23 protein-coding genes are annotated in these 26,590 nt (G+C 40.5%); 12 read left to right on the forward strand and 11 right to left on the reverse strand.

Annotated features, from left to right (window positions below; all coding sequences use genetic code 11):
• Window positions 1-63: 63 nt before the first annotated feature.
• Complete coding sequence (gene fabV, locus B3297_RS09330; RefSeq protein ID WP_070568896.1) at window positions 64-1,266, reverse strand: enoyl-ACP reductase FabV; 1,203 nt, start codon at window positions 1,264-1,266, stop codon at window positions 64-66.
• Window positions 1,267-1,427: 161 nt separating this feature from the next.
• Between fabV and B3297_RS09335 the strand changes: the two genes are divergently transcribed.
• A complete protein-coding gene (locus B3297_RS09335) occupies window positions 1,428-2,366 on the forward strand; it encodes a multidrug resistance efflux transporter family protein (RefSeq protein ID WP_286778815.1) in 939 nt (312 codons plus the stop codon).
• A 7-nt stretch (window positions 2,367-2,373) separates the two neighbouring features.
• Here B3297_RS09335 and B3297_RS09340 read toward each other — a convergent pair whose 3' ends face one another.
• From B3297_RS09340 to B3297_RS09350, 3 genes are all read right to left on the reverse strand, one after another.
• Window positions 2,374-4,164 carry an ABC transporter ATP-binding protein gene (locus tag B3297_RS09340; RefSeq protein ID WP_070568903.1) on the reverse strand — a complete coding sequence of 597 codons (1,791 nt, stop codon included), beginning with the start codon at window positions 4,162-4,164 and terminating at the stop codon, window positions 2,374-2,376.
• A gap of 240 nt (window positions 4,165-4,404) precedes the next feature.
• Complete coding sequence (locus B3297_RS09345) at window positions 4,405-5,199, reverse strand: S1/P1 nuclease (RefSeq protein ID WP_070568908.1); 795 nt, start codon at window positions 5,197-5,199, stop codon at window positions 4,405-4,407.
• Between the two features lie 122 nt (window positions 5,200-5,321).
• Window positions 5,322-5,783 carry a DUF4268 domain-containing protein gene (locus tag B3297_RS09350; RefSeq protein ID WP_070568910.1) on the reverse strand — a complete coding sequence of 154 codons (462 nt, stop codon included), beginning with the start codon at window positions 5,781-5,783 and terminating at the stop codon, window positions 5,322-5,324.
• A 103-nt stretch (window positions 5,784-5,886) separates the two neighbouring features.
• On the opposite strand from B3297_RS09350, the gene B3297_RS09355 reads away from it, so the two are divergent.
• The gene (locus B3297_RS09355) at window positions 5,887-6,417 is read left to right on the forward strand and encodes a lipocalin family protein (RefSeq protein ID WP_070569098.1); all 531 of its coding nucleotides are present in this window, start codon (window positions 5,887-5,889) and stop codon (window positions 6,415-6,417) included.
• A gap of 21 nt (window positions 6,418-6,438) precedes the next feature.
• Here the strand turns inward: B3297_RS09355 and B3297_RS09360 are convergent, their stop codons facing one another.
• Entirely contained in the window at window positions 6,439-6,744 is a 306-nt protein-coding gene (locus tag B3297_RS09360) for a hypothetical protein (protein WP_046673578.1), read from the reverse strand.
• 152 nt (window positions 6,745-6,896) lie between these two features.
• On the reverse strand, window positions 6,897-8,201 hold the full coding sequence (locus B3297_RS09365; protein WP_070568913.1) for an ammonium transporter: 1,305 nt from the start codon (window positions 8,199-8,201) through the stop codon (window positions 6,897-6,899).
• A gap of 291 nt (window positions 8,202-8,492) precedes the next feature.
• Here B3297_RS09365 and B3297_RS09370 point away from each other — a divergent pair, with 291 nt between their 5' ends.
• The gene (locus tag B3297_RS09370; RefSeq protein ID WP_070568916.1) at window positions 8,493-9,545 is read left to right on the forward strand and encodes an outer membrane beta-barrel protein; all 1,053 of its coding nucleotides are present in this window, start codon (window positions 8,493-8,495) and stop codon (window positions 9,543-9,545) included.
• A gap of 160 nt (window positions 9,546-9,705) precedes the next feature.
• Here the strand turns inward: B3297_RS09370 and B3297_RS09375 are convergent, their stop codons facing one another.
• Both B3297_RS09375 and B3297_RS09380 read right to left on the reverse strand, forming a co-directional pair.
• Entirely contained in the window at window positions 9,706-11,085 is a 1,380-nt protein-coding gene (locus tag B3297_RS09375; RefSeq protein ID WP_070568918.1) for an OmpA family protein, read from the reverse strand.
• Window positions 11,086-11,155: 70 nt separating this feature from the next.
• Entirely contained in the window at window positions 11,156-11,569 is a 414-nt protein-coding gene (locus tag B3297_RS09380) for an NUDIX hydrolase (protein WP_053003618.1), read from the reverse strand.
• A gap of 266 nt (window positions 11,570-11,835) precedes the next feature.
• Here B3297_RS09380 and B3297_RS09385 point away from each other — a divergent pair, with 266 nt between their 5' ends.
• Together B3297_RS09385 and B3297_RS09390 are read left to right on the forward strand one after the other, a co-directional pair.
• Window positions 11,836-12,855, forward strand: coding sequence for a L,D-transpeptidase (locus B3297_RS09385; protein WP_070568921.1), 1,020 nt, complete (start codon window positions 11,836-11,838; stop codon window positions 12,853-12,855).
• A gap of 82 nt (window positions 12,856-12,937) precedes the next feature.
• Complete coding sequence (locus B3297_RS09390; protein ID WP_236586050.1) at window positions 12,938-13,699, forward strand: murein L,D-transpeptidase catalytic domain family protein; 762 nt, start codon at window positions 12,938-12,940, stop codon at window positions 13,697-13,699.
• A gap of 88 nt (window positions 13,700-13,787) precedes the next feature.
• On the opposite strand, the gene B3297_RS09395 is transcribed toward B3297_RS09390, so the two are convergent.
• A complete protein-coding gene (locus B3297_RS09395; RefSeq protein ID WP_053003619.1) occupies window positions 13,788-14,486 on the reverse strand; it encodes a prolyl oligopeptidase family serine peptidase in 699 nt (232 codons plus the stop codon).
• 246 nt (window positions 14,487-14,732) lie between these two features.
• Here B3297_RS09395 and B3297_RS09400 point away from each other — a divergent pair, with 246 nt between their 5' ends.
• The 6 genes from B3297_RS09400 (at window position 14,733) to gap (ending at window position 22,540) form a co-directional block, all read left to right on the forward strand.
• On the forward strand, window positions 14,733-15,938 hold the full coding sequence (locus B3297_RS09400) for a metallophosphoesterase family protein (RefSeq protein ID WP_070568924.1): 1,206 nt from the start codon (window positions 14,733-14,735) through the stop codon (window positions 15,936-15,938).
• A 3-nt stretch (window positions 15,939-15,941) separates the two neighbouring features.
• Complete coding sequence (locus B3297_RS09405; RefSeq protein ID WP_070568927.1) at window positions 15,942-18,980, forward strand: AAA family ATPase; 3,039 nt, start codon at window positions 15,942-15,944, stop codon at window positions 18,978-18,980.
• A gap of 79 nt (window positions 18,981-19,059) precedes the next feature.
• Window positions 19,060-19,257: a hypothetical protein gene (locus B3297_RS09410; protein WP_139145072.1), complete on the forward strand. Its 198-nt coding sequence runs from the start codon at window positions 19,060-19,062 to the stop codon at window positions 19,255-19,257.
• A gap of 335 nt (window positions 19,258-19,592) precedes the next feature.
• On the forward strand, window positions 19,593-20,687 hold the full coding sequence (locus B3297_RS09415) for an AI-2E family transporter (RefSeq protein WP_070568932.1): 1,095 nt from the start codon (window positions 19,593-19,595) through the stop codon (window positions 20,685-20,687).
• A 221-nt stretch (window positions 20,688-20,908) separates the two neighbouring features.
• The gene (locus tag B3297_RS09420) at window positions 20,909-21,526 is read left to right on the forward strand and encodes a TlpA family protein disulfide reductase (RefSeq protein ID WP_070568934.1); all 618 of its coding nucleotides are present in this window, start codon (window positions 20,909-20,911) and stop codon (window positions 21,524-21,526) included.
• Window positions 21,527-21,532: 6 nt separating this feature from the next.
• Window positions 21,533-22,540: a type I glyceraldehyde-3-phosphate dehydrogenase gene (gap, locus tag B3297_RS09425; protein ID WP_070568938.1), complete on the forward strand. Its 1,008-nt coding sequence runs from the start codon at window positions 21,533-21,535 to the stop codon at window positions 22,538-22,540.
• Window positions 22,541-22,642: 102 nt separating this feature from the next.
• On the opposite strand, the gene B3297_RS09430 is transcribed toward gap, so the two are convergent.
• On the reverse strand, window positions 22,643-23,422 hold the full coding sequence (locus B3297_RS09430) for a TIGR02757 family protein (protein ID WP_172462523.1): 780 nt from the start codon (window positions 23,420-23,422) through the stop codon (window positions 22,643-22,645).
• A gap of 8 nt (window positions 23,423-23,430) precedes the next feature.
• Window positions 23,431-24,465: a quinone-dependent dihydroorotate dehydrogenase gene (locus B3297_RS09435; RefSeq protein WP_070569103.1), complete on the reverse strand. Its 1,035-nt coding sequence runs from the start codon at window positions 24,463-24,465 to the stop codon at window positions 23,431-23,433.
• Between the two features lie 60 nt (window positions 24,466-24,525).
• On the opposite strand from B3297_RS09435, the gene B3297_RS09440 reads away from it, so the two are divergent.
• Entirely contained in the window at window positions 24,526-26,445 is a 1,920-nt protein-coding gene (locus tag B3297_RS09440; protein ID WP_070568943.1) for an ABC-F family ATP-binding cassette domain-containing protein, read from the forward strand.
• Window positions 26,446-26,590: the final 145 nt, after the last annotated feature.

Below are 26,590 nucleotides of genomic sequence, written 5' to 3' on the forward strand. Positions count from 1 at the left end.
CTACAAAAAGAGCGGTGAATGTTTAAACATTCACCGCTCTTTTTGTAGGTATATTCGTTAAATTTAACCCTCAATACTAGGTACGCCAACAACTTCATTGGTATCAGCATTGTAATCGATACCCTCAAAATTGAAACCGAACAAATTGAAAAACTCGTTACGATAACCTTCAATATCTGAAATTTCCGCTAAATTTTCAGTTGTTGCTTTCTCCCACAATGCTGCAACTTCAGCCTGAACATCTTCACGCATTTCTAAGTCATCCACACGGATACGACCTTTTTCATCAAGCAATACTTTGCCGTCAGCAGTATAAAGTCGCTCGGCAAACAAACGTTGCATTTGTTCAATTGTACCCTCGTGAATTCCTTTTTCTTTCATGACTTTGTACAATAAAGAAATGTATAAAGGAACAACAGGAATAGCTGAGCTTGATTGCGTAACCAAAGCTTTATTCACCGATACATAAGATACACCATTAATATCGCTCAAAATCGCGTTTATGGCAGGCACTGTTCCTTCTAAATCATCCTTCGCACGACCAATCGTACCATTACGGTAAATTGGATAAGTAAGTTCAGGACCTATGTAAGAATAGGCAACTGTTTTCGCTCCATCAGCTAACACACCAGCAGCTTTAAGATCTTCGATCCAAAACTTCCAGTCTTCTCCACCCATAACAGCTACAGTATTCGCAATATCTTCTTCATTTTCAACAGGCTGAATGGTAATATCTGAAATTACACCCGTATGGAAATCTACCGTTTTGTTGGTAAATGGTTCTTGTATCGGTTTCAAAACAGAAGCATGTGCTACCCCCGTTTTTGGATGCGTACGGCGTGGTGATGCCAAACTGTAAACCACTAAATCAACCTGTCCCAGATCCTTTTTAATAAGTTCAATAGTTTGTTTTTTCACTTCGTCCGAAAAAGCGTCACCATTGATACTTTTGGCATATAATCCCGCCTCATGGGCTTCTTTCTCAAAAGCTGCGGAATTGTACCATCCGGCAGTCCCGGGCTTGCCTTCTGCCGCAGGTTTTTCAAAAAATACACCGATTGTAGCAGCTCCAGAACCAAATGCTGCAGAAATCCGAGATGCAACACCAAATCCAGTAGAAGCACCGATTACCAATACTTTCTTTGGACCATTCGCGATCTCACCTTTGGATTTCACGTATTCAATTTGATTTTTAATGTTTTGCGCAGCCCCTTGTGGATGCGAGGTTAAACAAATAAAACCTCTAGTTCTTGGTTGTATAATCATCTTGATTAATTTTCTTACTACTTGTTTTATTGATTAGGCAAAATAAGGAATTTTAAATGAGAAAATCGCGATAAAAATCAATTAGTTTTTGTTTCATTTTCATTTAAACGGACATTTGCTTACTTTCACAAAGTTAAGTATACATCGCATTCCACTTACTTATGCCAATCCAATTTACAATAAAAAAGAATAAAAAAAATGCACTTTTTTTAGGAACGCTAGCCGCCTTATTTTTTGCCAGTACCTTCGTTCTAAACCGCATTATGGCCGTGTCCGGTGGAAGCTGGCAATGGACAGCCTCCTTACGGTTTATTTGGATGCTCCCAGTCTTACTTATCATTGTTGCCATAAGAGGAAACCTCATCGATTTACTTAAAGAAATCAGATCCAACCTTTGGCAATGGCTTCTTTGGAGTACCATCGGATTCGGACTGTTCTATGCGGCGCTTACCTATGGCGCAAATTATGGCCCATCTTGGCTCGTAGCCAGCACTTTCGAATTCACCATTATAGCCGGCATGTTTATTGGTCTGTTGCTCGAAACGAAAGGTCAACGAAAAAGCATATCAAAAGCTTCACTCCTCTTCTCCATTCTAATTTTTTTAGGTATTCTTTTGATGCAAATTTCAGAAGCCCAGTCAACCTTCTTAAACAGCATGTTATTGGGAACCATCCCTGTATTGATCGGTGCCATTGCCTATCCCTTAGGTAACCGTAAAATGATGAAAATATCAAATAATAGGTTAGATGCTTTTCAACGCACGCTCGGGATGACGCTCTGTAGTATGCCATTTTGGATTATCCTGAGTCTATTTGGCTATTCTGATCATGGTTTACCAACTGATAGCCAGCTCTTCCAAACCTTTTTAGTGGCCATTTGTTCGGGGGTGATTGCAACACTTTTATTTTTCTCAGCTACTGATTTCGTTTATCACGATCATAAAGCCTTAGCAGCTGTAGAGGCAACACAGGCCATGGAAGTTATTTTTACGCTGCTAGGCGAAATTCTCTTCTTGCAGGCGGCACTTCCAAATGTATATTCCTGTATGGGTATTGTATTGGTGGTCATTGGCATGATACTCCATAGTCGCACAAGTTAATAATCCCCTATCTTTTATCTGCTTGTAATGTTCTGCTTATTTTACTCAGGTTTAAGCTGTTGGCCATTGCCGAGAAAATATCATAATAGGTTCCTTTATGTGCGTAAAGATCTTCATGTTGTCCTTTCTCCACCACCATCCCCTTTTCCATGACCACAATAGCATTGGAATCGATGATCTGGGAGATACTGTGAGAAACGATAATCACTGTACGGTCTTTCTTTATGGCATCCAAACTATTTTTAATCTGTTCGGTCGCAATGGCGTCCAAATTAGCCGTAGGCTCGTCGAGAAAAATAATCGGTGGATTTTTTAAAAACAAACGAGCTATAGCGATCCGCTGCTGCTGCCCCCCTGACAGCAATTGCGCATCTGAATCGTAACCTTTGGGCAAATCCATAATCTGCTCATGGATATAGGCCTTTTTGGCCGCTTCAATGATCTCTCCCCTGGAACTTCCCATTTTACCATATTCAATATTTTCAAAGATAGTTCCTTTAAAAATATGATTCCGTTGCAATACCATACCGATATGTCGACGGAGAAACGCTGTATCGTATTTTGCCAAGTCTACCCCATCCAAAAAAATTTGCCCACTGGTGGGTTCATAAAATTTATCCAATAAGTTGATAATCGTACTTTTACCGGCTCCACTCAGCCCCACTAATGCCGTAATTTCATTTGGCTTGATCTCAAAATTTACATCCTTTAAAGCAACCGTCCCATTCGGATATTCAAAAAATACATTCCGTAATGCCAAATGTCCTTTTATCTGTGCCGGCTTATAATCTCCCTTTGATTCTATATACTCGTCAGATTCCAAAATTTCAAAGAAAGATTCCGAATAGACCAGGGCATCGTTTACCTCATCATAAATCCGGTGCAGCTGACGAATCGGCGCCGAAACGTTATTAAATAACATAATATGAAACATAATCGCACCAATGGTAATTTGGCCGGAGAGAACAAGATAGGCCGTTAAAACAATAATTATCACAACGGCAATCTGTTCTACGAAATTTTTAATGCTATCGTAAAAAAAACTTGTTTTTCGAGTTTCCATTTGATTCTCAGTCATTTCATATTGAATCTTTTCATGACGTTTCGCTTCTTCTGGCTCTCGAACGAAAGATTTAATTACCAAAATTGAATCGATCAAACTAATGATCCTATTATTTTTCGACTCCCGGTATTTGCGCATCTGCCTCCTAAAGCCCGTCAATCTGGAGGCTTGGGTCTGACTAATATAAAGATACAAGGGAATAACAGCCAATCCCACTAGACCTACGTATACATTAGCGTAGAACATACAGATTAATGCAATGATTGCATTGGCAAACAAAGGCAGAATATCAATAAAGAAATTTTGGACCAGACGTGTCAACGAACTGATCCCGGCATCTATCCGGGTAGCCAATTTTCCACTTTCATTGTCGCTTGAGGTATAGAAGGCTAACTTATAGGTTAAAATGCGGTTTACAATGGATTGAGAAAAGTCACGTGCGATATAAATGCGAAGTTTCTCCCCGTAAAATTTCTGACCAAATTGCACAAAAGCGTAGACTATTTCTTTAATTAGTAAAATAATACTAATTATACCAACAAGATACATGCCTTTCGATAAAGGCTCCTTGGCGACCATCAGCTCATTAATTTCATCTACGGTATAACGTAAAATAAAAGCGTTTATTTGCGCCGCGAAAGACCCCACTACCGTTAATAGCAACGTATAAATAATCAACTGACGATAAGGTTTGGCAAAGGGAACAATTTTCTTAAATAATTGTGGGATAGTCATTGAAATCGATTTAATACACAGGAAACAATTAATCTACGGACATTGTTTAACTGAAAGCATACAATCAATTTGATCGCAACGTCGGGCTGACCTAAATTAGGAAGATATCCAAACCGTGAGGCCAGCTTCTTTGATAATCGAATAAATTAAACGGTACTGTCAGGAATATGTCTGGCATGACACAAACAGGGCTATCCAAAATGGATAGCCCTGTTTGTGTGAAGTGATAGCCCCGCTACATTAACCAAAAATCCGATTTAACACTTTGGCAAGGCGTAAACCACCTTTGAGCATACATTGCTCCATAATATCCTTGTTTTGATAGACATAAGTGTACGATAAATTGGCGTTATTAGCTACGTCAGCATAAATCTTTTCAGCTAATTGATTTGATTCATACAACCAATTCGAGAGTTCTCCAGCCGCTAACTGCGCATTCTCTTTTTTATTGTTCACATCTAAAACAGTTGCAAACTCGGTGTAACTATACTTCTCATTATCAACCAAATCGCTATCCCATACACGATGAATATTCGATTTTTTTCCAAACCAGCTTACTTCAATCTTATTGCCTCCTTGATCCTCAGCACGGCTAACGTGCATGGGTTGATGCGCATCGCCCAAAATATGGATCAAGAAATAGAGGTTTTGCTTTTGCTGATCCATTGGAAGAGTTTTATCTGCAAACGACTTCTCAATACGTAGCGCTGTCTTATAAAGATTCTCGTCGGCTGAACTTTCCAAACCCAATTGAAAATCAGCCCAGGGTAAATTCGAGTTTAAATTGATAAAATGGGAATTTCCCAGTTTTTTAAATTCAGGATTGGGATCTGATTTAATAAAATCGCCCCAGTTGGCCCAATAAGCCAGTTTCTGTTTTCCAATAATTTTCCCTATATTTTTTTTGGCTTTTTTTGTCAAATGGCGTTCCGCAATTTCGGCCACGACACGATGTCCCGTTGTACCCCACGCAAATACCGAAGAAAGCTGAAAACACATTGCCATTGCCAGCAAACCCTTAATCATTTTTTTCATTAGATTGTTGTTTTAAATGATGACGAAGTTCTTACCTGTAAAAAACGCTGTTCTCTCCACAAACTGGAGTTGAAAAGCGGAATCAAACCTGTAATAACTCATCTTACTATACTAAATGTTAATTATTTGAAAATATCGAAGGTATACTTTGCTGAGGACCAAAACTCATCCAGCGCAATTATTCGAGGCTTAAAAAAAGAAATGAGCTCAGCCCAGTCTGTCTCTTTAAAAACGCTGTAACCTGTTAAGCTTGTGTAGATCCGACAAATCGGTTTCCCATATTCGTCCGTTCCGTCCATGTCCCAAATCCACTCCTCTTCAAGAAGATCCTGCAACAACGCTTTAAACTGAAAAAATTGTTCTGCCATCAATGCCCTCAGTCCAGCATCAGGTTGTGACCACTGTATCGCAACAGTTGCCACTTTGTTATCCGCATCCATTTTGAAGTATAAATGCTTAATGCCTGTCTTGTAGTTGATCCAATTTACCTTATCCCCATCTGCAGAAGTATGTAAAGCCATAAATTGGCCAAACTTCGTCCAGAATAACTGTTTTAATTGTTTTATCTCTTCCCTTGAATACACCGATACAAATTTTAGTCAACAAAATTAGCAAAATAGCGCGGTATGTCTAAACCTTATTGGTATCAAAATTGTTGTTTTAACAATATATATTCAAAAGATGAACATGGATAAGAAAAAATCACTGTTACTGTTAGCTGGCGTCGCACTTAGCGCTGTGGCCTATAATGCCTTTAAGCCCGTCATCTCGCGACCCGACGTCGTCGATCCTTTTGACTTGGATAAATACCTTGGAAAATGGTATGAAATAGCTAGACTCGACTTTTATTGGGAAAAAGGCTTAAGTCAAGTTTCGGCAGAATACAGCAAAAATAAAAATGGTACAATACGTGTCAATAACCAAGGGTACTCCGAAGACAAAGAACGCTGGAAACAGTCTATCGGAAAAGCTAAATTTGTCAACAGCCCCAATGAAGGTGCACTTAAAGTGTCGTTCTTTGGACCGTTTTACAGTGGCTATAATATCGTAAAAATAACGTCGGATTATAAATATGCACTTATTTTTGGAGACAACCTCGACTATATGTGGATTTTGGGCCGTGAGAGGGAAATTCCAGATAAAATAAGAAATGAATTTTTAACCTATGCCCTCCAATGTGGATATAAAACAGGCGATCTGGTGTGGACCAAGCACTAATCCTGTATAATAGATCAAACCTTAGTTAAAGATAGGGGCCAATAGCTGATAGTTTAACGTCTTGTCCTGCGAGAGCACATCGGCTATTTCTTCAATGTCCTCAGGAGTAATTGCATTTCTGATACCTGCATTGTAAAGGTTCGTAAGGAAAAATGCAGCTTCACGTTTTTCGTTAAGCGGCAAAATTGAACTCCCGACATAGAAATTTAATACAGATACAGCATATTCGCCAAACAGGTTAAAACCGAAATCACCATTTTTCTGGAGGCAATAACGCATCATTTTTTCAAAATCAGAACGCAAAGTATCTTTAATCTCAGTAGTCATTGAACATCTTTTTAGAGGCATAGTTGCCGAAAATAGTGTATAACAACATACACTCTTCTCCTGGCAGGACAAAAATGCAAAAAATATCCCAAACAATGTACCGCGAAGCAGTAGATTGTTTGGGATAAATGGAGCGTTATGCCACGAATGGTTTACAATGCTTCTGCATGTTGAGAAACATCCAAGCCAAGCTCTTCATCTGTTTCTTCGACGCGCAATGGAGCGATAAGATCGGTGATCTTCAATAGTACCAATGAACCCACGAAGGCAAAAAATGACACCGCAAATAACGCGACCATATGGACAAAAAACAATTTCGTCTCGCCAAAAAATAGGCCATTGTCCACAACAAGTGGATTAACATTATGGTGAGCAAACACACCGGTAAGTACCATACCAACCATACCGCCTACCCCGTGACAAGGGAACACATCCAACGTATCGTCTATACTTGTTTTGCTTCTCAAATATACAACCAGATTACTAACCAAAGCACCAACCAAACCAATGATCATCGCATGTGGAATACTGACAAAACCAGCTGCTGGAGTAATTGCAACCAAACCAACAACAGCACCGATACATGCCCCCATTGCTGAAGGTTTTTTTCCACGTATGATATCAACAAATATCCATGCCATCGCGGCCATAGCCGATGCTGTAGTTGTGGTCGCAAAAGCATATGCTGCCAACGAATTTGCTCCACCGGCAGAACCGGCATTAAATCCAAACCAGCCAAACCATAAAAGTGCTGTACCCAAGATCACGTAGCTTATACGTGCTGGATTATGACTTTGTGTCTTACGTCCTTTTAAATAAATAGCAGCTGCCAACGCCGCCCAACCAGCCGACATGTGTACAACTGTACCACCGGCAAAATCAAGAACACCAAATTTTGCCAATATACCTTCTGGGTGCCACGTAGCATGTGCCAATGGCATATAAATAAAAATACTGAACAGGATTATGAATAACATAAATGAATTAAAACGGATACGTTCTGCAAAAGCCCCAGTAATTAATGCCGGTGTAATAATCGCAAACTTCAATTGAAACATGGCAAACAAAACCAAAGGTATAGTGGGAAGCGCTCCCCAAGCAACATTCCCTAATGTACCTTTCATCATAAAAAATGTACGCGGATCACCCACAATACCACCGATATCATCGCCGAAAGCTAAACTAAAGCCAACAGTGACCCAAAGGATTGTCATTAAACACATACATATAAAGCTTTGCATCATCGTTGAAATTACATTCTTCTTGCTAACCATACCGCCGTAAAAAAAGGCAAGTCCAGGTGTCATAATCAACACCAATGCAGAAGAAGTCAACAACCAGGCCGTATCTCCCGTATCAAATTCTGTCTTGTTTAAGTCAGACAAGTCAATCGAGGGAAATACAAGTCCTAATACTCCCAAAAGAACTAGAACAATGAGTGGAATAATTTTTTTCATTTGTTTAAACTGATTAGTGTTTTCAATACATTAATAAAATTGTTAAAAAAATACAAGAACAAAACAAAAACCTACTTTCGCTTATAATTTTTTCAAATATAAAGTCTTTTTATTAAAAAAATACCATGTTATTTTATTTTTTATGATTTTTTTTACATAATTTCACAAAAACAAATACAAAAACCACAATAATCACTTTATTTTTAAACCAAAAACCAAACAAAACAAGCAAAACAAAGATAATTTCACCTAAAAACATCAAACAAACCAAACTTAAACCCCAAAAAAAACATGAAAAGACTTCTAACAACCATTATTTTATCGACATTTCTAATAAAAACAGCCACGTGCCAAGAAGAAACAAAAGAAAAAGGAATAGAAATATCCGGATCAGTAGACACCTATTGGAAATATGATTTTCAAAACAAACCCAACATCAACACCTATTTTACGGAAGACAACAATTCTGTGTCTATTGGCATGGTGGATTTGGCTGTAAAAAAGAAGTTTAAAAAAGCATCATTTGTCGGAGAATTATCTTTTGGGCCCAGAGGACAGTATCGATCCATTATGAACGGTGATGGCCAGGCCGGCGATGACAAAAACAGTTTCCACATCCAAAATTTATATGTAGGCTATGATCTAACCGAGAAGCTCAATCTTACTGCAGGATTCATGGGAACATTTGTGGGTTTTGAAGTAATATCGCCCACATACAACTTTCATTATTCAACTTCCTATTTATTTGGCGCCGGCCCATTTCAAGACGCAGGTTTAAAAGCTACCTATAGTTTCTCAGACAAAGTAGCCTTAATGGTCGGACTATTTAACGACTGGAACGTCTATCAAGATATGAACGGAGTTTCCCATGTCGGATCACAACTGGCCTATACCCCCAATGACAAAAGCAGCTTCTATCTCAATTTTCTGACAGGATCGTCCGCTGGCGGTAAAAACAATTACAGTTCCGGGACCTTGGTCGATCTCGTTGCTAATTATGACTTCACCTCAAAATTTTTCCTTGGATTAAATGCTACAAATTATAAAAAGAGAGATGGTGGCGGTTACTCTGGAATAGCACTTTATCCAAGAATTCATTTTTCAGAAAATTTTGGCCTAGGATTACGCGAAGAGTTTTTCCAAACGCATAAAGAGGAAGAAAATGGAATCCCTAGTTCCAATATCCTCGCAACCACCTTAACAGCAGAATACAATTACCATGGATTCAAATTTATTCCCGAAATCAGAATTGACAAAGGAAATACCGAACGATTCATCAAGAACGACTTAAGCCCAACTAAATCTGCTGGACAATTTCTATTGGCCTGTGTATACAGTTTCTAAAGAGCATTCCATTACACCAAAGAAAAGGGCAGGTTACACTGCAATGCCCCCAAAAGCGAGACACTTTCTGGGGGCATTTTTATGAGAAAAAACATAGTTTGGAATTCAAACTTAGTCTTGTCGATCGGATCGTTCAAGGCTATTGTTCAGCAAAAAACACTTACCGTACACTTATCGAAACATGCCGATCCATAATACGATCGGATTCGGGCGCATCTGCCTTATACTTGGCAAACTGTGAACCGTACCCCTCTGCACCGATTACCTGTTTGGAAAGCTGCTCTTTACCCAGGTAATCCTTTACAGCTGTTGCGCGCTCAAGCGATAACTTTTTATTAAAATCCTCATTACCTGTTTTGTCGGTATAACCACCGATCTTAATATTGGCTGCAGGAAAAGCCTTTAATATCGCCGCAAGATTACGCAGTTGCACCTGGCTTTCAGGCAACACCTCGGCTGTACCTGTTTTGGAATTCAGGTTATCGAAATCAAACCAGGTATTTTTCAGGGAATCCTCACCGATCGACTTATAATCGGATTTTAGAAATTGGACCAACTGATCTTCTATCCCGCCTTTAAATGCAGCAAGTTTGACACCATCTGGCAAGATGACCTCCGTCTGCTCGCGCTCCACTAAACTGGAACCTGTTTTCATGGTACTTGAATCCACCATTGCACTGTTCACACTGGTGTCGGTAGCACCGTCTTGCTTACTGCCGCTGCAGCCTTTTCCAAATAAAAACCAGAGTAGAGCCAATATAACCAAAGCGATTAAAATCTTCCACCAACCGCCACCGGACCCGCTTCTGGAACTGTTTTCAGCTATCGCTGCCCGCGACTCTCCTGTTCTCGGCAATGACAAAGGCTCTTTATGTGCTTCCAACTCATTTGCCGGATTAATGGAGCTTGACTTATGACTATCGACCTCCTTGACAACATCAACAGGAACTGCAGGTTCAGTCACCGACTCCACAGGTGGAGAAAAATGCGCCCCATCGAAAAGCTTTCCAAAGGCACCTAAACCTAAACCCGCTGGCACAGCAGCAGCAAAAGCTGTTTTATTTTCCTGCAAAACATGACCGATACGTTCAAAATCCCAATTTTGTCCCTTATTTGTTAAACTGGAGAATATCGCTGACAGAGAAAAATTCATTAATTTCCCAATGGAACTACCATCATAGCCCAAATAACCGGCAACAGTACTCAAAACGGTATCCAGGCCACCACCAAATATTGATCCCAGTAGCCCAGCCGAATTCTCACCTTCCACCGCACGATCCCCTGCAGACTCATCCGCGTTTGTCACACCGCCGAGAAGTCCTTTGAGATCAAAATCCGCGAAATGCTGCTTGGCCTTTTCAAGTATTGCCGAAATTCCACCGGAATCGGAATGTTGGCTTAAACCTAAAAACAAGGCGGGAATTGTTGCATTCAACCCCTGCTTCACCCCCTCTTTATCCTGGTTTAAAACTTGCCCTATCTGAGCGACCGCTTCTTCGTCAAAAAAGTCCTTCGCCCCTTTTAAAAGCTGATTTTCCATAATCTTCGTTTATTTTTAGTTTTTATAAAACTCTAACAAACAAAGGTTTAATTTGTTTACTCAATACGATTTACTGATCAAAATCACCCGAAAGCCATTTCGGAAGAACAAACTCGGATGCCAAATGAGCCCATCGGTAGTTCTGCCAATTAGCTTTACTGATCCACAGCACTTCGTCCAGCTCTTCGTAAGCCTCAAATGCATGACGCTCTGCCAGTTTAATTAAATAGATATAGCCCACGACAACCGTATTAAGCTCATTTACGGCTTGCGTACTGTGGCTTCCGATAAACCGTATTTCCATCCCGCCCACGTCATACTGAAGCTCCTCCTTGAGTTCGCGAATTAAGGTCTCCTCACGGCTTTCTTCCGGAGCTACCTTCCCGCCGGGCAGCTGAAAATAGCTAGAACCTTTTTTACGAACCATCAGCAAATCTCCTTCCGGGGCAAGCATCACCCCCGAGCAAATAACAATTTTGTCCATATCACTTATTTCACACTGATTATTTCAGACCACAAAACTAACTTTTTATCCATCATCAAAGAAATATATCCCCCGCATTCAAGACAGCTCTTTACAACCAAATTTCACACCAAGTGAACGTCCTAACCTCGAAAATCTGTTAGGGTTCACAAAACGAATATTAAAGGTTTAACGGTAATTCTTTTTCTTTCAACTGCAATAAAATTGCAAATAATAAACTAATTATCTAAGTTTAAGGAATAAAACGACAATCTATACATCCATATATGAATCGAAGATTAACCTGTTTCATACTAAGCATGTTGTTTCTATTGCCGGGATGCCGGCAAGATAAGAAAAACACAACAAAGACCAATCAGCAAACTGAACAGCGAAAACCTACACCTCCTAAAGAGCAGGTTGAGAAGAAAAAAGTATTTACGGCTGATGATATTATTCTTAAAAAAGAGCTGCTTTACAACAAATACACCCTGGAGGACAGTTATCCCTACAAAGATACCACGCGAGGTTTTCAATGGGATAAAATCAAGGAACGCCTGGCCTTTATCGAAAATTTTCAACAGTCTCCATCGCTGTACGGCGTTCTACAAAATTATCAAAATGAAAAGGGCGAAGCGCCAACAATCCAGAATTATAAGCGGGACTCTTATAAACGCGTGTCCGACAGTTTCAATGTCGAACGCTATCAAGCGGCACCCCTCTACGATCTTAACAGCGCGAAGGCCGTTCGTTACGGTCGCGACGGCTGGCTCGTTCGCGTACAAGGCCCCGACAGCATCGCACGGATTCCGATTGAGGGTATTTCATTCGAAGGGAAATATACCGTACCCAAAAGATATCTTCGCATCATTAGCGATACCGTACAGTTCAACATTATCAATGTTGTCGATGTGAAGAACCAAAATATCTGCACCTTGGAGAAGGTCGGTAGCGAATGGCTTGTCCGAAGCATGAACCCCGTGACGAGTGGCCGGCACAAACCTCCCCATGCCCAGGAAACACCGACAGGCCTCTTTGTGGTCCAGGAACACAAATCCAAGATGTTTTACTATGAAGACGGTACCAAAACTTATGCCGGATTCGCCCCCTATGCTACCCGATTTACCGCCGGGGCCTATATACATGGGGTTCCAGTTAACAATCCCAACGGCAGCATCATTGAATATAGTGAGAATCTGGGCACAATACCCAAGTCCCATATGTGCGTCAGAAATGCGTCATCTCACGCCCAATTTGTCTATAAACGGTCAAAAGACCTCGCTTCGCTGGTTATTGTTATTGATTAACAATATTTAACATTCTGTAAATCAAACATGTATTATCTTTAATCATTAATTTTGTAAACATCTACACAGAAAAGGGAGAAGAATGGGAAATACGTTTATGTTTCTTTTGATGGCACTTAATACAGCACTGTCCTCACAAGAAGAATTAAAAACAACAGATCAACAAACCACCAGCACTCATCGTATCAATGTCGAACGTCAACATACCGAAGTTGACTCATTGTATGATGAAATGAATCTAGGCAAAGTATTAAAATACGAAGCGTTTCGTCAAGCAATGGAAGGCAGAAAAGAACTTCCGATCCACAACAAGGACATCATGACCGTCATCGATTTTTCATTGGCATCAACGGAAAAGAGGCTTGTGGTACTCGATCTTGCGCACAAAAAAGTACTATTCAACACGCTGGTCGCACATGGAAAAAATAGCGGTGAAAACTATGCCGTCAATTTTTCAAATCAACAGGAATCACTTAAAAGTTCTTTAGGATTCTTTACAACAGAAAACACCTACAATGGCGAGAACGGCTACTCTTTGGTTTTAAATGGTCTTGAAGAGGGGATAAATGACAATGCAAAAGCACGATATGTTGTGATGCATGGCGCCGACTACTGTAGCACAGGAACAATAGCAAGTTTAGGCAGACTTGGCAAAAGCTACGGCTGCCCCGCGGTTCCAAGAGAGTTTGCAGGTCCAATCATTAACACAATCAAAGATGGAACGTTGTTGTTTATTTACGCTGACAACTCCGAATACCTCGCAAAAACACGTTTGATCCATCAACCTAATATATTAATGGCTCAATTTCAAAAAAGACAGTCCGCCTTTGATCACGAAGGATAACAACAAAAAAGCCTGATAGAAATATTTCATCAGGCTTTTTTATGTTGTAAATCACTGTCCGACAGAGCACCTTCGCATTCACGTTAAGCTAAGATTTATGCTTTTTCTTAAATTTCAACATCCAATTGTAAATTGCATCGTCATGAAACAGTCGTTCCACGCTTCCGTGTGTGCCCCCTTTTATTACATTTAAGCTCACATTTGCTTCCGGATCCTCTCTTTTTATCGCATTCATAATTTTTCGGGATTCCGAAATTGGCACAGCACGATCAGCAGTACCATGATGAAGCCATATCGGCACCTGCGTCAGGTTAGATGCATACTGACTCGATCCACCACCACATATTGCAACTGCAGCAGCCACCCTTTCAGGATATTTGCCAGCCACATCCATTGTGCCATAGCCTCCCATACTCATGCCGCAAACGTAAATACGATCGGGGTCGGCATTGTAATGTTCAATAACATAGTCAACAATTTCGATCACTTTGTCTGGATCCCATCCTCCCCGGGACTGTGGTGCAACAATTATCCCAGGTACATCCTGCCCTTTATTGATGGCATACAATACACCGTAACGCTTTACACGGTCTAAATTTGTCCCGGACAAACTTCTTCCGTGCAAAAACACAAACACAGGCTGCTTTTCAGATTCCAATGAATCCGGTGCAGCATCTTTCAATAGAAAGGGATAAGCAGTCTCCCCTTTTATAGCGTGTATCTCCTGCGCATTTACGCGCATCAACAGCATAAAGAAAAAACAGATATACAGGTAAATTTTTCGCATACTTCTTGTCTATGACTATCTAGCTTAATTTTGGAGCACTAAAAATACAATTAAATGACTTTTATGGTATGCATTTAACATGTTTTAACACTTCGATTTCGGGAACATAGCCATTCAAAGAAAAGAAAGGCCTCATTCCTTATTAGCACAAATTGATCATTTGAAAGATTCCATCCAATTATAATTGCATTTCATGCCAAAATTATCTTAGTTTGTAACATTGTCGCAAAATATCCAAGCTCTCACATGAAAATATTGCATACCGCCGATTGGCATTTAGGAAAAAGATTGGACAGTTTTTCCCGGATAGATGAACAAGTACTGGTCATGGACGAAATCGTTCATATCGCAGATCGGGAAAACGTGGATCTGGTGATCATCGCAGGAGATCTGTTCGATGCCTTCAATCCAGGTGTGGAAGCCATTGAGTTATTTTACCGAACCATCAAGCGTCTTACAAAGAATGGCATGCGCCCTGTAATAGCAATCGCAGGCAATCACGATTCACCTCATTTGATTGATGCACCCGATCCTTTGGCAAGAGCGTCGGGGATCATCTTAATCGGGCATCCTCATGCTGTGGTCACTCCTTTCGCAACAGAGGGTTTCACCGTGTTACAGTCAGATACAGGCTTCATCGAATTAAGCTTGCCGCAATTTGACGACCCGATTCGTATTCTTCACACAGCCTATGCCAATGAAATACGCTTAAAACAGTATCTAGGCGAAGAGAAAGAAAGTAAATTGAATGAAGTGTTAGCGGCAAATTGGCAAAAAATAGCCAATACCTATTGCGATGATAAAGGCGTCAATATATTGACGGCACATCTTTACATGAATAAATTGGGCAGTCCACTTTTAGAGGAGCCAGATGGCGAAAAACCGGTCAAAATTGGTAATGCAGACTTAATCTATTCAGAGGCCATCCCGACGCAGGTCCAATACACGGCATTAGGGCATATCCATGGTTATAAAAATATCGGTTCGGCTGAGAAACCGGTAATTTATGCATCTTCGCCCCTATGTTATAGCTTTTCGGAGGCTGGGCAAACTAAATACGTTGCGCTGGTGAATGTATCGGCCGGCGAACAAGCAATTGTCGAGCGCATTCCATTGACTCAGGGCAAACCGCTGGTCCGAAAATCATTCGACGATATTGAGCAGTGTATATCTTGGTTGTCTGAAAACCCCAATGCATTGGTGGAGCTCACGCTGAAATCGGAGACCTTCTTAAAAGCCGAGGACCGCAAGCGAATCTATCAGAGCCATTCGGGAATAATCTACCTCATTCCGCTCGTTAAGCAGGATGAGCAAGAGCTGCTTGAAGCCAAAGAAATTAATCTTACACAAGACATGTCGACTTTATTCAACGATTATTTTAAATCCAAGAACGGCAACCAGGCACCCAATGATGACATCCTCGATCTTTTTCGCGAAATCCTAAACTCATAATCCATGATTCCATTAAAGTTAACTCTAGAAGGGATATACTCATATCAAGAACGTCAGACGATCGATTTCACTGCGCTTTCTCAAGCAGGTCTTTTTGGTATCTTCGGTGCTGTGGGTTCCGGCAAATCATCGATATTGGAAGCAATTACCTACGCCTTATTTGGGGAAACAGAACGCCTGAATGCACGGGATAAGCGCGCTTATAACATGATGAATCTAAAGTCTAACCGATCTTATATTGAGCTTGATTTCGTCAACTTTGAAGACCGTACATTTAGAATTACCCGCGAATTTAAACGCAATTCCAAAAATTTCGATGATGTGAAATCGCCCACGGTTGTACTCTACGAAAAAATCAATGAAGCATGGGTTCCACTAGAAAGCAGCAATACGCAGCATATCATCGGATTAAGCTATGAGAACTTCAAGCGGACAATCATCATTCCTCAAGGACAGTTTAAAGAGTTTATAGAACTCGGAGCCAAGGAACGCACGGATATGATGAAAGAAATTTTTCAGCTGCATCGATTCGACTTGCAGGATAAAGTTTCCAACCTCTATAAAAAAAATCAGTCCGAACTGGATCACCTCAACGGTCAATTAATCGGATTTGATGAGGTCACAACCGAACTGATAGAAACGACCGAAACAAATCTCCAACTGGCAGTCGAGTCCTTTGTCGTCCTTGAGTCGTCGTACAAGGCGCATCATGAAAGGTTCTTAAGCCTCAAAAAACTCAAAGAGGATTTCTTAGAACTCCGAACAGTGAAAGCACTCTTTCAGCAATTGCTAGAACAAAAAGATGAAAAAGAAACTTTACGGTTAAAGTTAAATCGCTTTGAGGAAGCGCAAACCAACTTTCTACATATTCTTAAAACCAAGGAAAAATTAGCGGCGGAAGGCCTAATTACACAGAAAAGAGTAGAAACCGAAAAGCAGAGACAGGCCGAAATTCAACAGCTGATCCAGGAGCATTCCTCAAGTCTAAATCTGTTGAAATCACAATATGAGCTGCTACCACAGCGTCGTATTCAGGAATTGGACCTGGAATTGATAAGCCAATTGATTACGTTTTCAAATGAAATCAAGAGTTTACAGGATCGGGCGCAGAAGGGACACAATTTTGTGCAGGAAACGAAAGATCAACAACGACATTGTAAAGCCAGAATTCAGGAGACAGAAATTCAAATCGTCAGCCTAAAGCGAGCAAAACCCTCATCTCAAGAACTCATGGAGCTGGGTCAGTGGTATACCAAGCAGCAGAGCATCCAGCAGCAGGAAGACGACCTGAACAAACAGGCCATTGATTTAGAAAAAAGCATAGCCATACTGAAGAATGAACTCCATGCCTTCCATCCTGATCTCGAAGAATTCCGATCCAATCATCCTCTTGTCGTCAATGCCCTCGAGCAAAAACTTCAAGCACTCCAAGATGAAAAATCTCATCTTCTCCTGCAGCAAAGGCTGACCCAATATGCAGAAAACCTTAAAGCAGGCTCCCCGTGCCCACTATGTGGAGCTTTGGAACATCCCGCCATCAATCAAGGACAGGATATTTCTCACCAGGTTGCCGCTAATGAGAAATTGATTACTGAGATAAATGAGAACCTTAAGCACCAACAGGATCAGCAATTTCAGGTCGAGAAACTTCAGCTACGTTTGCAGTCACTAAATGATCAGCAACAAGATCTACATACGAAAATACAGCTGAATGCCCGTAACAAAATTGCGCATGCCCAACAATTTACATGGGCCGGTTATAGTCCTACGGATGAATCCAGCTACACATCAAATAAGCAGGAGCTTGCCCGGATCGAAACGCAACTAGCAAAAGTGGAGCAACAACTTGGCGAACATCAAGCTACACTCGCCTCCGTTGAGGAAAAGCTGGAGAAATACAATAAAGCACTGCATCAATTTGAACGTGATGAAGCAAGCAAACAGGCCCAGATTAATCAAAATATGGGGAATCTAAAAACGCTGCGCTGGTCCGACTATAAAATGCGGGAGTCCAAAGCAGTCGAACAGGAATATACTGCACTGAAAAGATCGAATCTTGAGATTGAGCGCGACTACATTGCTTTAAACGAACGATTAAATGAGTTAAACAGTCAATTTGCAGCCCAAAACAGCTTGGTACAGACCATTGTTGAACAGCTCGGACATATCGAACGTGAAAGTCAAGAGGCCGATGTCACGCTCCAACAGCTACTTGAGGCGTCACCCTTTGAAACGTTGGAAGAGATTCGGCAAATACTCGCGGAGAATTTGTCTGTCATACAGATCCGACAAGAGCTGGAGCAATTTCAGATTCAATTTGAAACGGTGAAGGCACAGATCAGTCAGTTGGAAAAGAAACTCGTCGACCAGGTATATGACGAAAACCAATTTCTCGCGCAGGAAAAAATCCTGGATGAGAGCGCCCAAGAATTGAAAGCAAGCACAGAAAATGTTGCCCGACTTCAACAAGAGCGCGATCAGCTAAGAATCGCCTATGCTAAAAAGGAAAATCTCCAGCAACAACAGATCAAACTAAGTTTACGCCACGATAATTTGAAACAACTTTTTAATCTATTTAAAGGTGCGGGCTTTGTGCAATATGTTTCTTCGATTTATTTACGGCAGCTGTGTGATCATGCGAACATTCGTTTCCATCGCATGACCCGCAATCAACTTAGCCTGCAGCTGAATGACAACAATGAATTTGAAATTATCGATTATTTGAATGAGGGAAAAAGTCGCAGTGTAAAAACACTATCCGGTGGACAGGCATTTCAGGTATCCCTAAGTCTGGCTTTGGCCTTAGCAGAAAGTGTACAGTCTAATTCGCGTGCGGCCAGAAACTTCTTTTTTATCGATGAAGGCTTTGGAACACAAGATATCACTTCTGTTAATATTGTTTTCGAAACCCTATTAGATTTACACAAGGAAAACCGCATCGTCGGTATTATTTCACATGTTGAAGAGCTCAAAGAACGTATTCCAGTATCCCTTTCAATAGAAAAGGATGAAGAGCGTGGCAGTCAAATTTTTATCAATTAATTCCGTTTTATTTTGTATATTAGTTATAGCGGTTCCGCTGAACGAGCCTGATCGCTATAACCAACAAAAACAAAAGATTATGGGCTTATTTTCAAACAATAAAAAAGGAAAAGGGTCTCATCCTTTTTTTCATAAGGCGACCAAAACAGTAAGCAGCACGGCCTTTTCAGCTAAAGAAACCAGTCAAACAAGGACGGTACAATCCATGCTTTTTGTCAAACAATACGATATACTAACGATCTTAAGGGAGGTTTTAATGCCGCAGAATCAAAACTAAAATTAAGCAGATTTCCATCTTCCATACTAACGTGAATGATGTTGGCCCTCCATGTAAACGTAAACAGACTATGTTTACTACGCACGATTAGTGCCTAGGTTAAGGAAAGTCTAGGTACAGCATAGCGTATAAAGCTATCAAAATTTAGCAAAACAACATGATTGCTAATCACTGGGAACCAGAACTTCACAATTGGCTTTAGGGCAGAAAAAAGAAATACAATAAAACATTGAAATTATAAAAAAGAAAGTTTATTTTAACCAGACAAAACTTTTTCCAAAAAAATATTGTCATACGATAAATAACAATCGATAGACAGTATATTTGTCAGCTATATGAAGTACAAACAAATCAACAATAATTCCATCAATCAAATCATGCTAATCGTCATCATATTGGCGATATGTATATTGATCTTTACAAGCTTATTCTACTACCTCCCCGGTTTTCTGGGAGCAGTTACCTTATATATTCTTTTTAGAAAAATCAATTTTAAGTTGACTGAAGAAAAAAAATGGAATAAATCTTTCGCCAGTATTTTATTGATATTATTGACTATCATATTCTTGGTAGGGCCACTCTATCTGTTAATCAACTACATGGTACCTCAGGTAACAGAAGTCATTAGCAACAAAGACGATCTGATGCACAAGTTTGACTCGATCAAAACGTACTTTAAAGATAGCCCCTATTTAAGCAATATCGATCTTTCTGATACCGCCTTAATGGGAACGCTTCAAAAAGCAGCTAAATTTATACCCAATATTCTGAATTCCGTTGCGGAAGTTGGTGTCAATATACTGGTAGCGCTATTTGTGTTGTATTTTATGTTGGTTAGCAGCAAAAAACTAGAACAAACCATTTATCAAGCGATCCCTTTCACCCAAACCAGTAAAGCCGAGTTGTGGAAAGAGTTTGATATGATGGTAAAATCCAATGCAATCGGCATCCCGATTTTGGCTATATGCCAAGGTATTGTAGCGGGGCTTGGTTATTGGTTCTTTGGCTTAGAGAGCCCGATCTTTCTGGGAATTCTTACCGCAGTTTCCACTATAATCCCAATTTTGGGAACCATGGTGGTGTATCTACCGGCAGCGCTTTTTCTACTGGCGAATGGACAGTCCGGAAATGCAATAGGTCTTGCCTTATATGGTATCATTATTATTGGTAGTATTGATAATGTACTTCGATTTACCATATTGAAAAAGTTGGGTGACGTTCATCCCTTAATAACGGTATTCGGTGTTTTGCTGGGATTAAACCTATTTGGTATGCTGGGATTGATCTTCGGTCCACTAATCCTATCTTGTGTGGGTGTATTATTGAAAGTGTATAGCATTGAATTTGGAAGAAGTACGCCAGAAATTATTCAATCTACCTCATTGACAGACTCAAAGTCTACGCATGACGGTCCTGACATCATAGAATAAAGGAACTGCAACAGGTTAAATTGTTTTGATCACAACATGCATTAATATCCAGTATACTGTCATAAATGAATTTCTACGATTAAGAATCCCTTTTTTTTCATAGTTTTGATCATTAGTATAATACATTCTTCAATACTTTCTACGTAAAAATTGACGATGTATTAAGCATAAACATTAAAACGATAAAATCACGAAAACTGATTTAAAAGCAAACGTATTCTATGAATAAAAAGATAATCTTAGGAGTGACAGCGTTATTGGCCGCCGGCATTCTTTCCTCATGCAACAACAACAAACCGAAAACAGATCAAACTGCAAATACTACGCAGGAAGCCAGTGCTGACAGCCATGATCATGCAGGTCATGATCATGCAGACCACGATCCTAGTCAAGCTGCGCCAAAGCAATCTTCCGACCCTGCAGCCATTCTTCCTAATTTCACATTTTATCAGCTTCGTTCGGGCATCCGTGTTACGCAGGAAAACGTTGCTAAAGACAAGAATACCGTTTTTATTCTATTTGATCCCGGGTGTAGTCATTGCCAACATGAAGCTACGGAGCTTGAAAAGAATATTGATCGTATAAAAGACGTCAATATTTATTATATTTCCATGAATGATCCGGCCTTAGTACTAGGTTTTTTTGACACCTTTGCACCTAAACTATCCAAAGCATCCAACGTAGAGGTATTGATTGATAAAGACCAAACGTTTATACAGACCATCCACGTACCTTCACAATTTCCCGCAAATTACGTCTATGGTGCGGACGGAAAACTAAAAGCACATTGGGAAGGTGAAAAAAATATTAACGAAGCAATAAGCCAATTTCATAAATAATCTGAAATGCTAAACATAGCAATCAATGGATTCGGACGCATCGGTCGGAATACACTACGTAATATCTTTTTACGGGAGGCTTTCGATGAACTGCAGGTCATTGCCATCAATGACCTGACAGATACGAAGACCTTAGCCCACCTATTTAAATACGATTCTGTACATGGTCCTTTTCCTGGCACCGTGACACACGATGAAAAACATATTATTGTCAATGGTCTTTCCATCTTGGTTACCAATGAAAAAGATCCTGCAGCACTGTCTTGGCAGGAGCTTCAAATTGATATTGTCATCGAATCTACAGGGTATTTCACCAGTCGTGACAAAGCGGCTCTCCACCTGGAAGCTGGTGCAAAAAAAGTGATTATCTCCGCCCCGGCACAAGATAAAGACATTTCAACAGTGGTATTGGGCATTAATGACAGTGTCATTGATCTATCTGCTTCGATTTTATCCAATGCCTCCTGTACAACAAACAATGTTGCTCCCCTCGTTAAAATATTGGATGAAAATTGGGGCATCAGAGATGGCTATATTACCACGGTTCATTCCATGACGGGAGACCAGAATCTTCACGACGCACCACATAAAGATTTAAGGAGAGCGCGGGCAGCATCGTCGGCGATCATTCCAACAACTACTGGTGCCGCTAAAGCGATTACCAATGTTTTTCCGCATCTGCGGAATAAGCTTGGCGGAGCCGGGATACGTGTCCCCGTACTCAACGGTTCATTGACGGACTTTACCTGTACGCTCGAGAAAGAAACCACTGTAGAGGAAATCAATAAAGCATTCAAAGCTGCTGCAGAAGACGAATTAAAAAACGTATTATTTTATACAGAAGACCCTATCGTTTCGGTAGATATCATCAATAACCCCTATTCATGTGTATTTGATGCGCAGTTAACCTCGGTGGTGGGCGGTCTGGTCAAAGTTGTGGGCTGGTATGACAATGAATTTGGTTATTCCAATCGTTTGGTTGACCTTCTGATCAAGATCGATAGGCTCGCATAAGTTTGCTACCTCATCATCATCTTAGGATAGGTGGCGGCATAAAAAAAGCGTCCTTGCCAATTATAATTGGCAAGGAGGCTTTTTTTTCTTCATGCATTAATTTTACATTTCCCCTTCAACGCCTAATCCAAATAACGCAAAATCATATTTGACCGGATCCAGCGGATCCAGTAAACGCAGATTGGCTGTTAATTCCTGGGCTGTTTTCCAATTCACTTTATCCAGCGTAATTAGACCAAATTTGCGGGCAACACGCTCGACATGGACATCACAGGGACAGATGAGATCTTTTGGGGACAGGCGGTGCCAAATACCAAAATCTACACCTTTTGTATCTTTTCTGACCATCCAGCGTAAAAACATATTGATCCGCTTGACGGTTGACTTCTGTGCTGGACTACTAATGTGCTTCCGCGTGCGAACAGGATAATCAGGTAAGGAAAAGAAATAGGTTTTAAAGGCATTCAATGCCATTTCTAGGTCGACCTCTTCCCTGTTCTCCTGTCCTACGAGAAAAGCATCCTCCAAAGATTCGAAATGCGCATAGTGATGCTTAAAAAAAGAAACAAAATAAAGAATGTCGGTATCATTGAAGGTACGGTGCTTAAATCCCAGCAAGGTCTTTAAATCCTGTTCTTGGTGATTTACAATATAATCGTATGGCGAACCATCCATACGAGCCACCAGTTCATTACATTTATTGATAATCGTCTTTCTTTGTCCCCAAGCCATGATGGAAGCCAAAAATCCCATGATCTCAATATCCTGCTTCCGGGAAAATTGATGGGGAATCGATATGGGATCATTTGGAATAAAACCAGGTTGATTATATTCATCAACTTTCTTATCCAAGAAATCTTTCAGATCAAAATCAACGGCCATACTAATCCTTATCTTCCAGTTTGAAGAATACCTTTACAAATCTTTGCGATCAAGCCTGGGCCTTCGTAGATAAAACCGGTATAAACTTGAATGAGACTGGCTCCAGCATCTAACTTCTCAATGGCATCTTTCGCCGAATGAATCCCCCCTACACCGATGATCGGAAATGCCTTGTTGGATTTTTCACTTAAGTAGCGAATCACTTCCGTTGAACGTTTGGTCAAAGGACGTCCACTTACACCACCCGCTTCATTGATCAGCTCCTGTTGGCTCTGTAAGCCTTCTCTTGAAATCGTCGTATTCGTTGCGATAACACCTGCAATTTGAGTTTCCAAAACGATCTCGACAATATCATCCAATTGACTATCCGTCAAATCGGGCGCTATTTTAAGCAAGATGGGCTTCGGAGCCGATTTTGCGATATTGAGGCTTTGTAAAGTATTCAATATATGTTTTAAAGGCTCCTTTTCCTGTAAATCCCGTAAGCCCGGTGTATTCGGAGAACTCACATTAACAACAAAATAATCCACGTAGTCAAACAATGCATTGAAGCAATAAATATAATCATTGACAGCTTCTTCATTGGGTGTCACCTTATTCTTACCAATATTTCCCCCTATTAACAATCCTTTTCGATCCTTTAGATTTTTCAATCTTGTAGCGGCAACATCTGCCCCCTGATTATTAAATCCCATTCTATTGATCAACGCTTCATCGGGAACAAGGCGGAACATCCTGGGTTTATCGTTGCCCGGTTGCGGCTTAGGAGTTACCGTTCCAATTTCGATAAAACCAAATCCCAAATTAGTCATATCCGCAATATATTCCGCATTTTTATCAAAGCCAGCAGCAAGGCCCACCGGATTTTTAAACTTCAATCCAAAGACTTCGCGTTCCAAACGTGGATCTTCCACGGTAAAAAAAGCATTCAATAATTGTTTGGCGCCCCAAATTTTTGAGAAAACATTCAATCCACCGGTCACTTTATGGTGAGCCGTCTCCGGATTCATTGTAAAGAATATAGGTTTGACTAATTTATACATAATCGCAAAGTTACTCAAAGAAGAAGAAATATTCATTACTTTTGTACTTTTGCAGTTGAAATGATATCAATAAATAATTTAACATTTGAAATAGGATCTCGCGCTTTATATGACGAAGCAAACTGGCATATCAAACCAGGAGATAAAGTTGGCTTGATCGGTGCCAATGGTACAGGTAAATCGACTTTACTTCGCCTTATTGTCGGTCAATATACGCCCACATCAGGAACGATTTCCATGGCGAAGGACCTTAAGATTGGTTATTTAAACCAGGACTTATTGTCGTACCATTCTGACAAAAGCATTTTGCATGTTGCCATGGAAGCTTTTGAGCGCCAAAATCAATTACATGCTGAAATCGAGGACTTACTCCACAAACTAGAAACAGATTATTCAGATGAAATCCTGAATAAACTAAGTGATAAACAAGTAGAATTTGAGGCTTTAGATGGTTATAACATCGAATTTAAGGCCCATGAAATCCTTGCCGGTTTAGGTTTTTCCGAAGAAGAACAGAAAAGACCATTGGCCACTTTCTCCGGAGGATGGCGTATGCGGGTTATGCTTGCCCGTATCTTATTGCAAACTCCAGATATTCTGTTATTGGATGAACCGACCAACCACATGGACTTACCTTCCATCAAATGGCTGGAGAACTATCTGCAAGCATTTGATGGCGCCATTGTGATTGTTTCCCACGATCGATATTTTCTTGACCGCATCATCAAGAAAACCGTAGAATCACGTAAAGGAAAATTAACACTTTATGCAGGTAACTACAGTTTTTATCTTGAAGAGAAGGAACTACGGAATGAATTGCAGGCCAATCAATTCAAAAACCAGCAAGCCAAGATAAAACAGGAAGAACGCCTTATCGAGCGTTTCCGCGCCAAGGCTTCTAAAGCCAAAATGGCGCAGTCGCGCATCAAAGCATTAGATCGCTTGGAGAGAATTGACGATGTAGACGATGACAATCCTACGGTAAACTTCAGCTTTAAATTTTCAAAACCTTCGGGGCGCCACGTCGTGACATTGGAAAATATTTCCAAGTCATACCCTAACCTGGAGATCCTAAAAAATACTTCAGCCATTATAGAAAAGGGTGATAAAATAGCCCTAATTGGTGCCAATGGTAAAGGTAAATCTACTCTCTTACGTATCGTGGCCAATGCGGATCACCAGTTTGAAGGAAAAGCAGAACAGGGACACAATGTTTCGCAGACATTTTTTGCGCAACACCAGCTGGAAGCGCTGCACCTGGAAAATTCCATCCTTGCCGAGTTACAAACTTTTGCACCGAAGCATACAGAGACTGAATTGCGCTCGATCCTTGGATGTTTTCTATTCACTGGTGATGATGCATTCAAAAAGATCAAAGTACTCTCCGGAGGTGAGAAATCGCGTGTGGCCCTTGCAAAAGCATTAACCGCGGACGCGAACTTCTTAGCGCTCGATGAGCCTACCAACCACTTGGATATGCAGTCTGTCAACATTCTGATCCAGGCCTTGCAGCAATACGAAGGTACATTTATCGTTGTCTCCCACGATCGTTATTTCTTAGACAATGTAGCAAACAAAATCTGGTACATTGAAGACAAACAGATCAAGGAATACCCAGGTACCTATCAGGAGTATGAAGAATGGGCTGCAAAACGCGTCGTAAAGGCGGACGTAAAAACGGAGAAAAAAATCAAGGAAGAACCCAAAGTAAAGAAAGAAAAGCAACCACTTACGGAAGATAAAACACGTTTGTTGAGTAAAAAAAATAAGGAGCTAACGTCTTTTGAACAAAAAATTGAAGAGCAAGAAATTTTAGTTAAAAATTTAGAATCAAAACTTGCCGACGAAGCAGTGTATTCGGATGCGACTAAGTTACAGGAAACTACACGCTCTTACAACTCAGCGAAGGCATTATTGACGCAATTTCAGGAGAGTTGGGAACAGCTGGCGGAAGAAATCATGGAATTGGAAAATGGTTAATTTTTTTGGCTTAAAATCAGCTTATTAAACCTCAAAGCATGATTTTAAGCCAAAATTATTTGCAGGAACAGGATTAAAGCCCTACTTTTGCATCACTTCAAACAAGGAACGACAGTTCAAAATAAAGAAGTAAGATTCCGTAGCT

Origin of the sequence: Sphingobacterium sp. UBA3519 (assembly GCF_002377215.1) — a bacterium.
Taxonomy (GTDB): Bacteria; Bacteroidota; Bacteroidia; order Sphingobacteriales; family Sphingobacteriaceae; genus Sphingobacterium; species Sphingobacterium multivorum.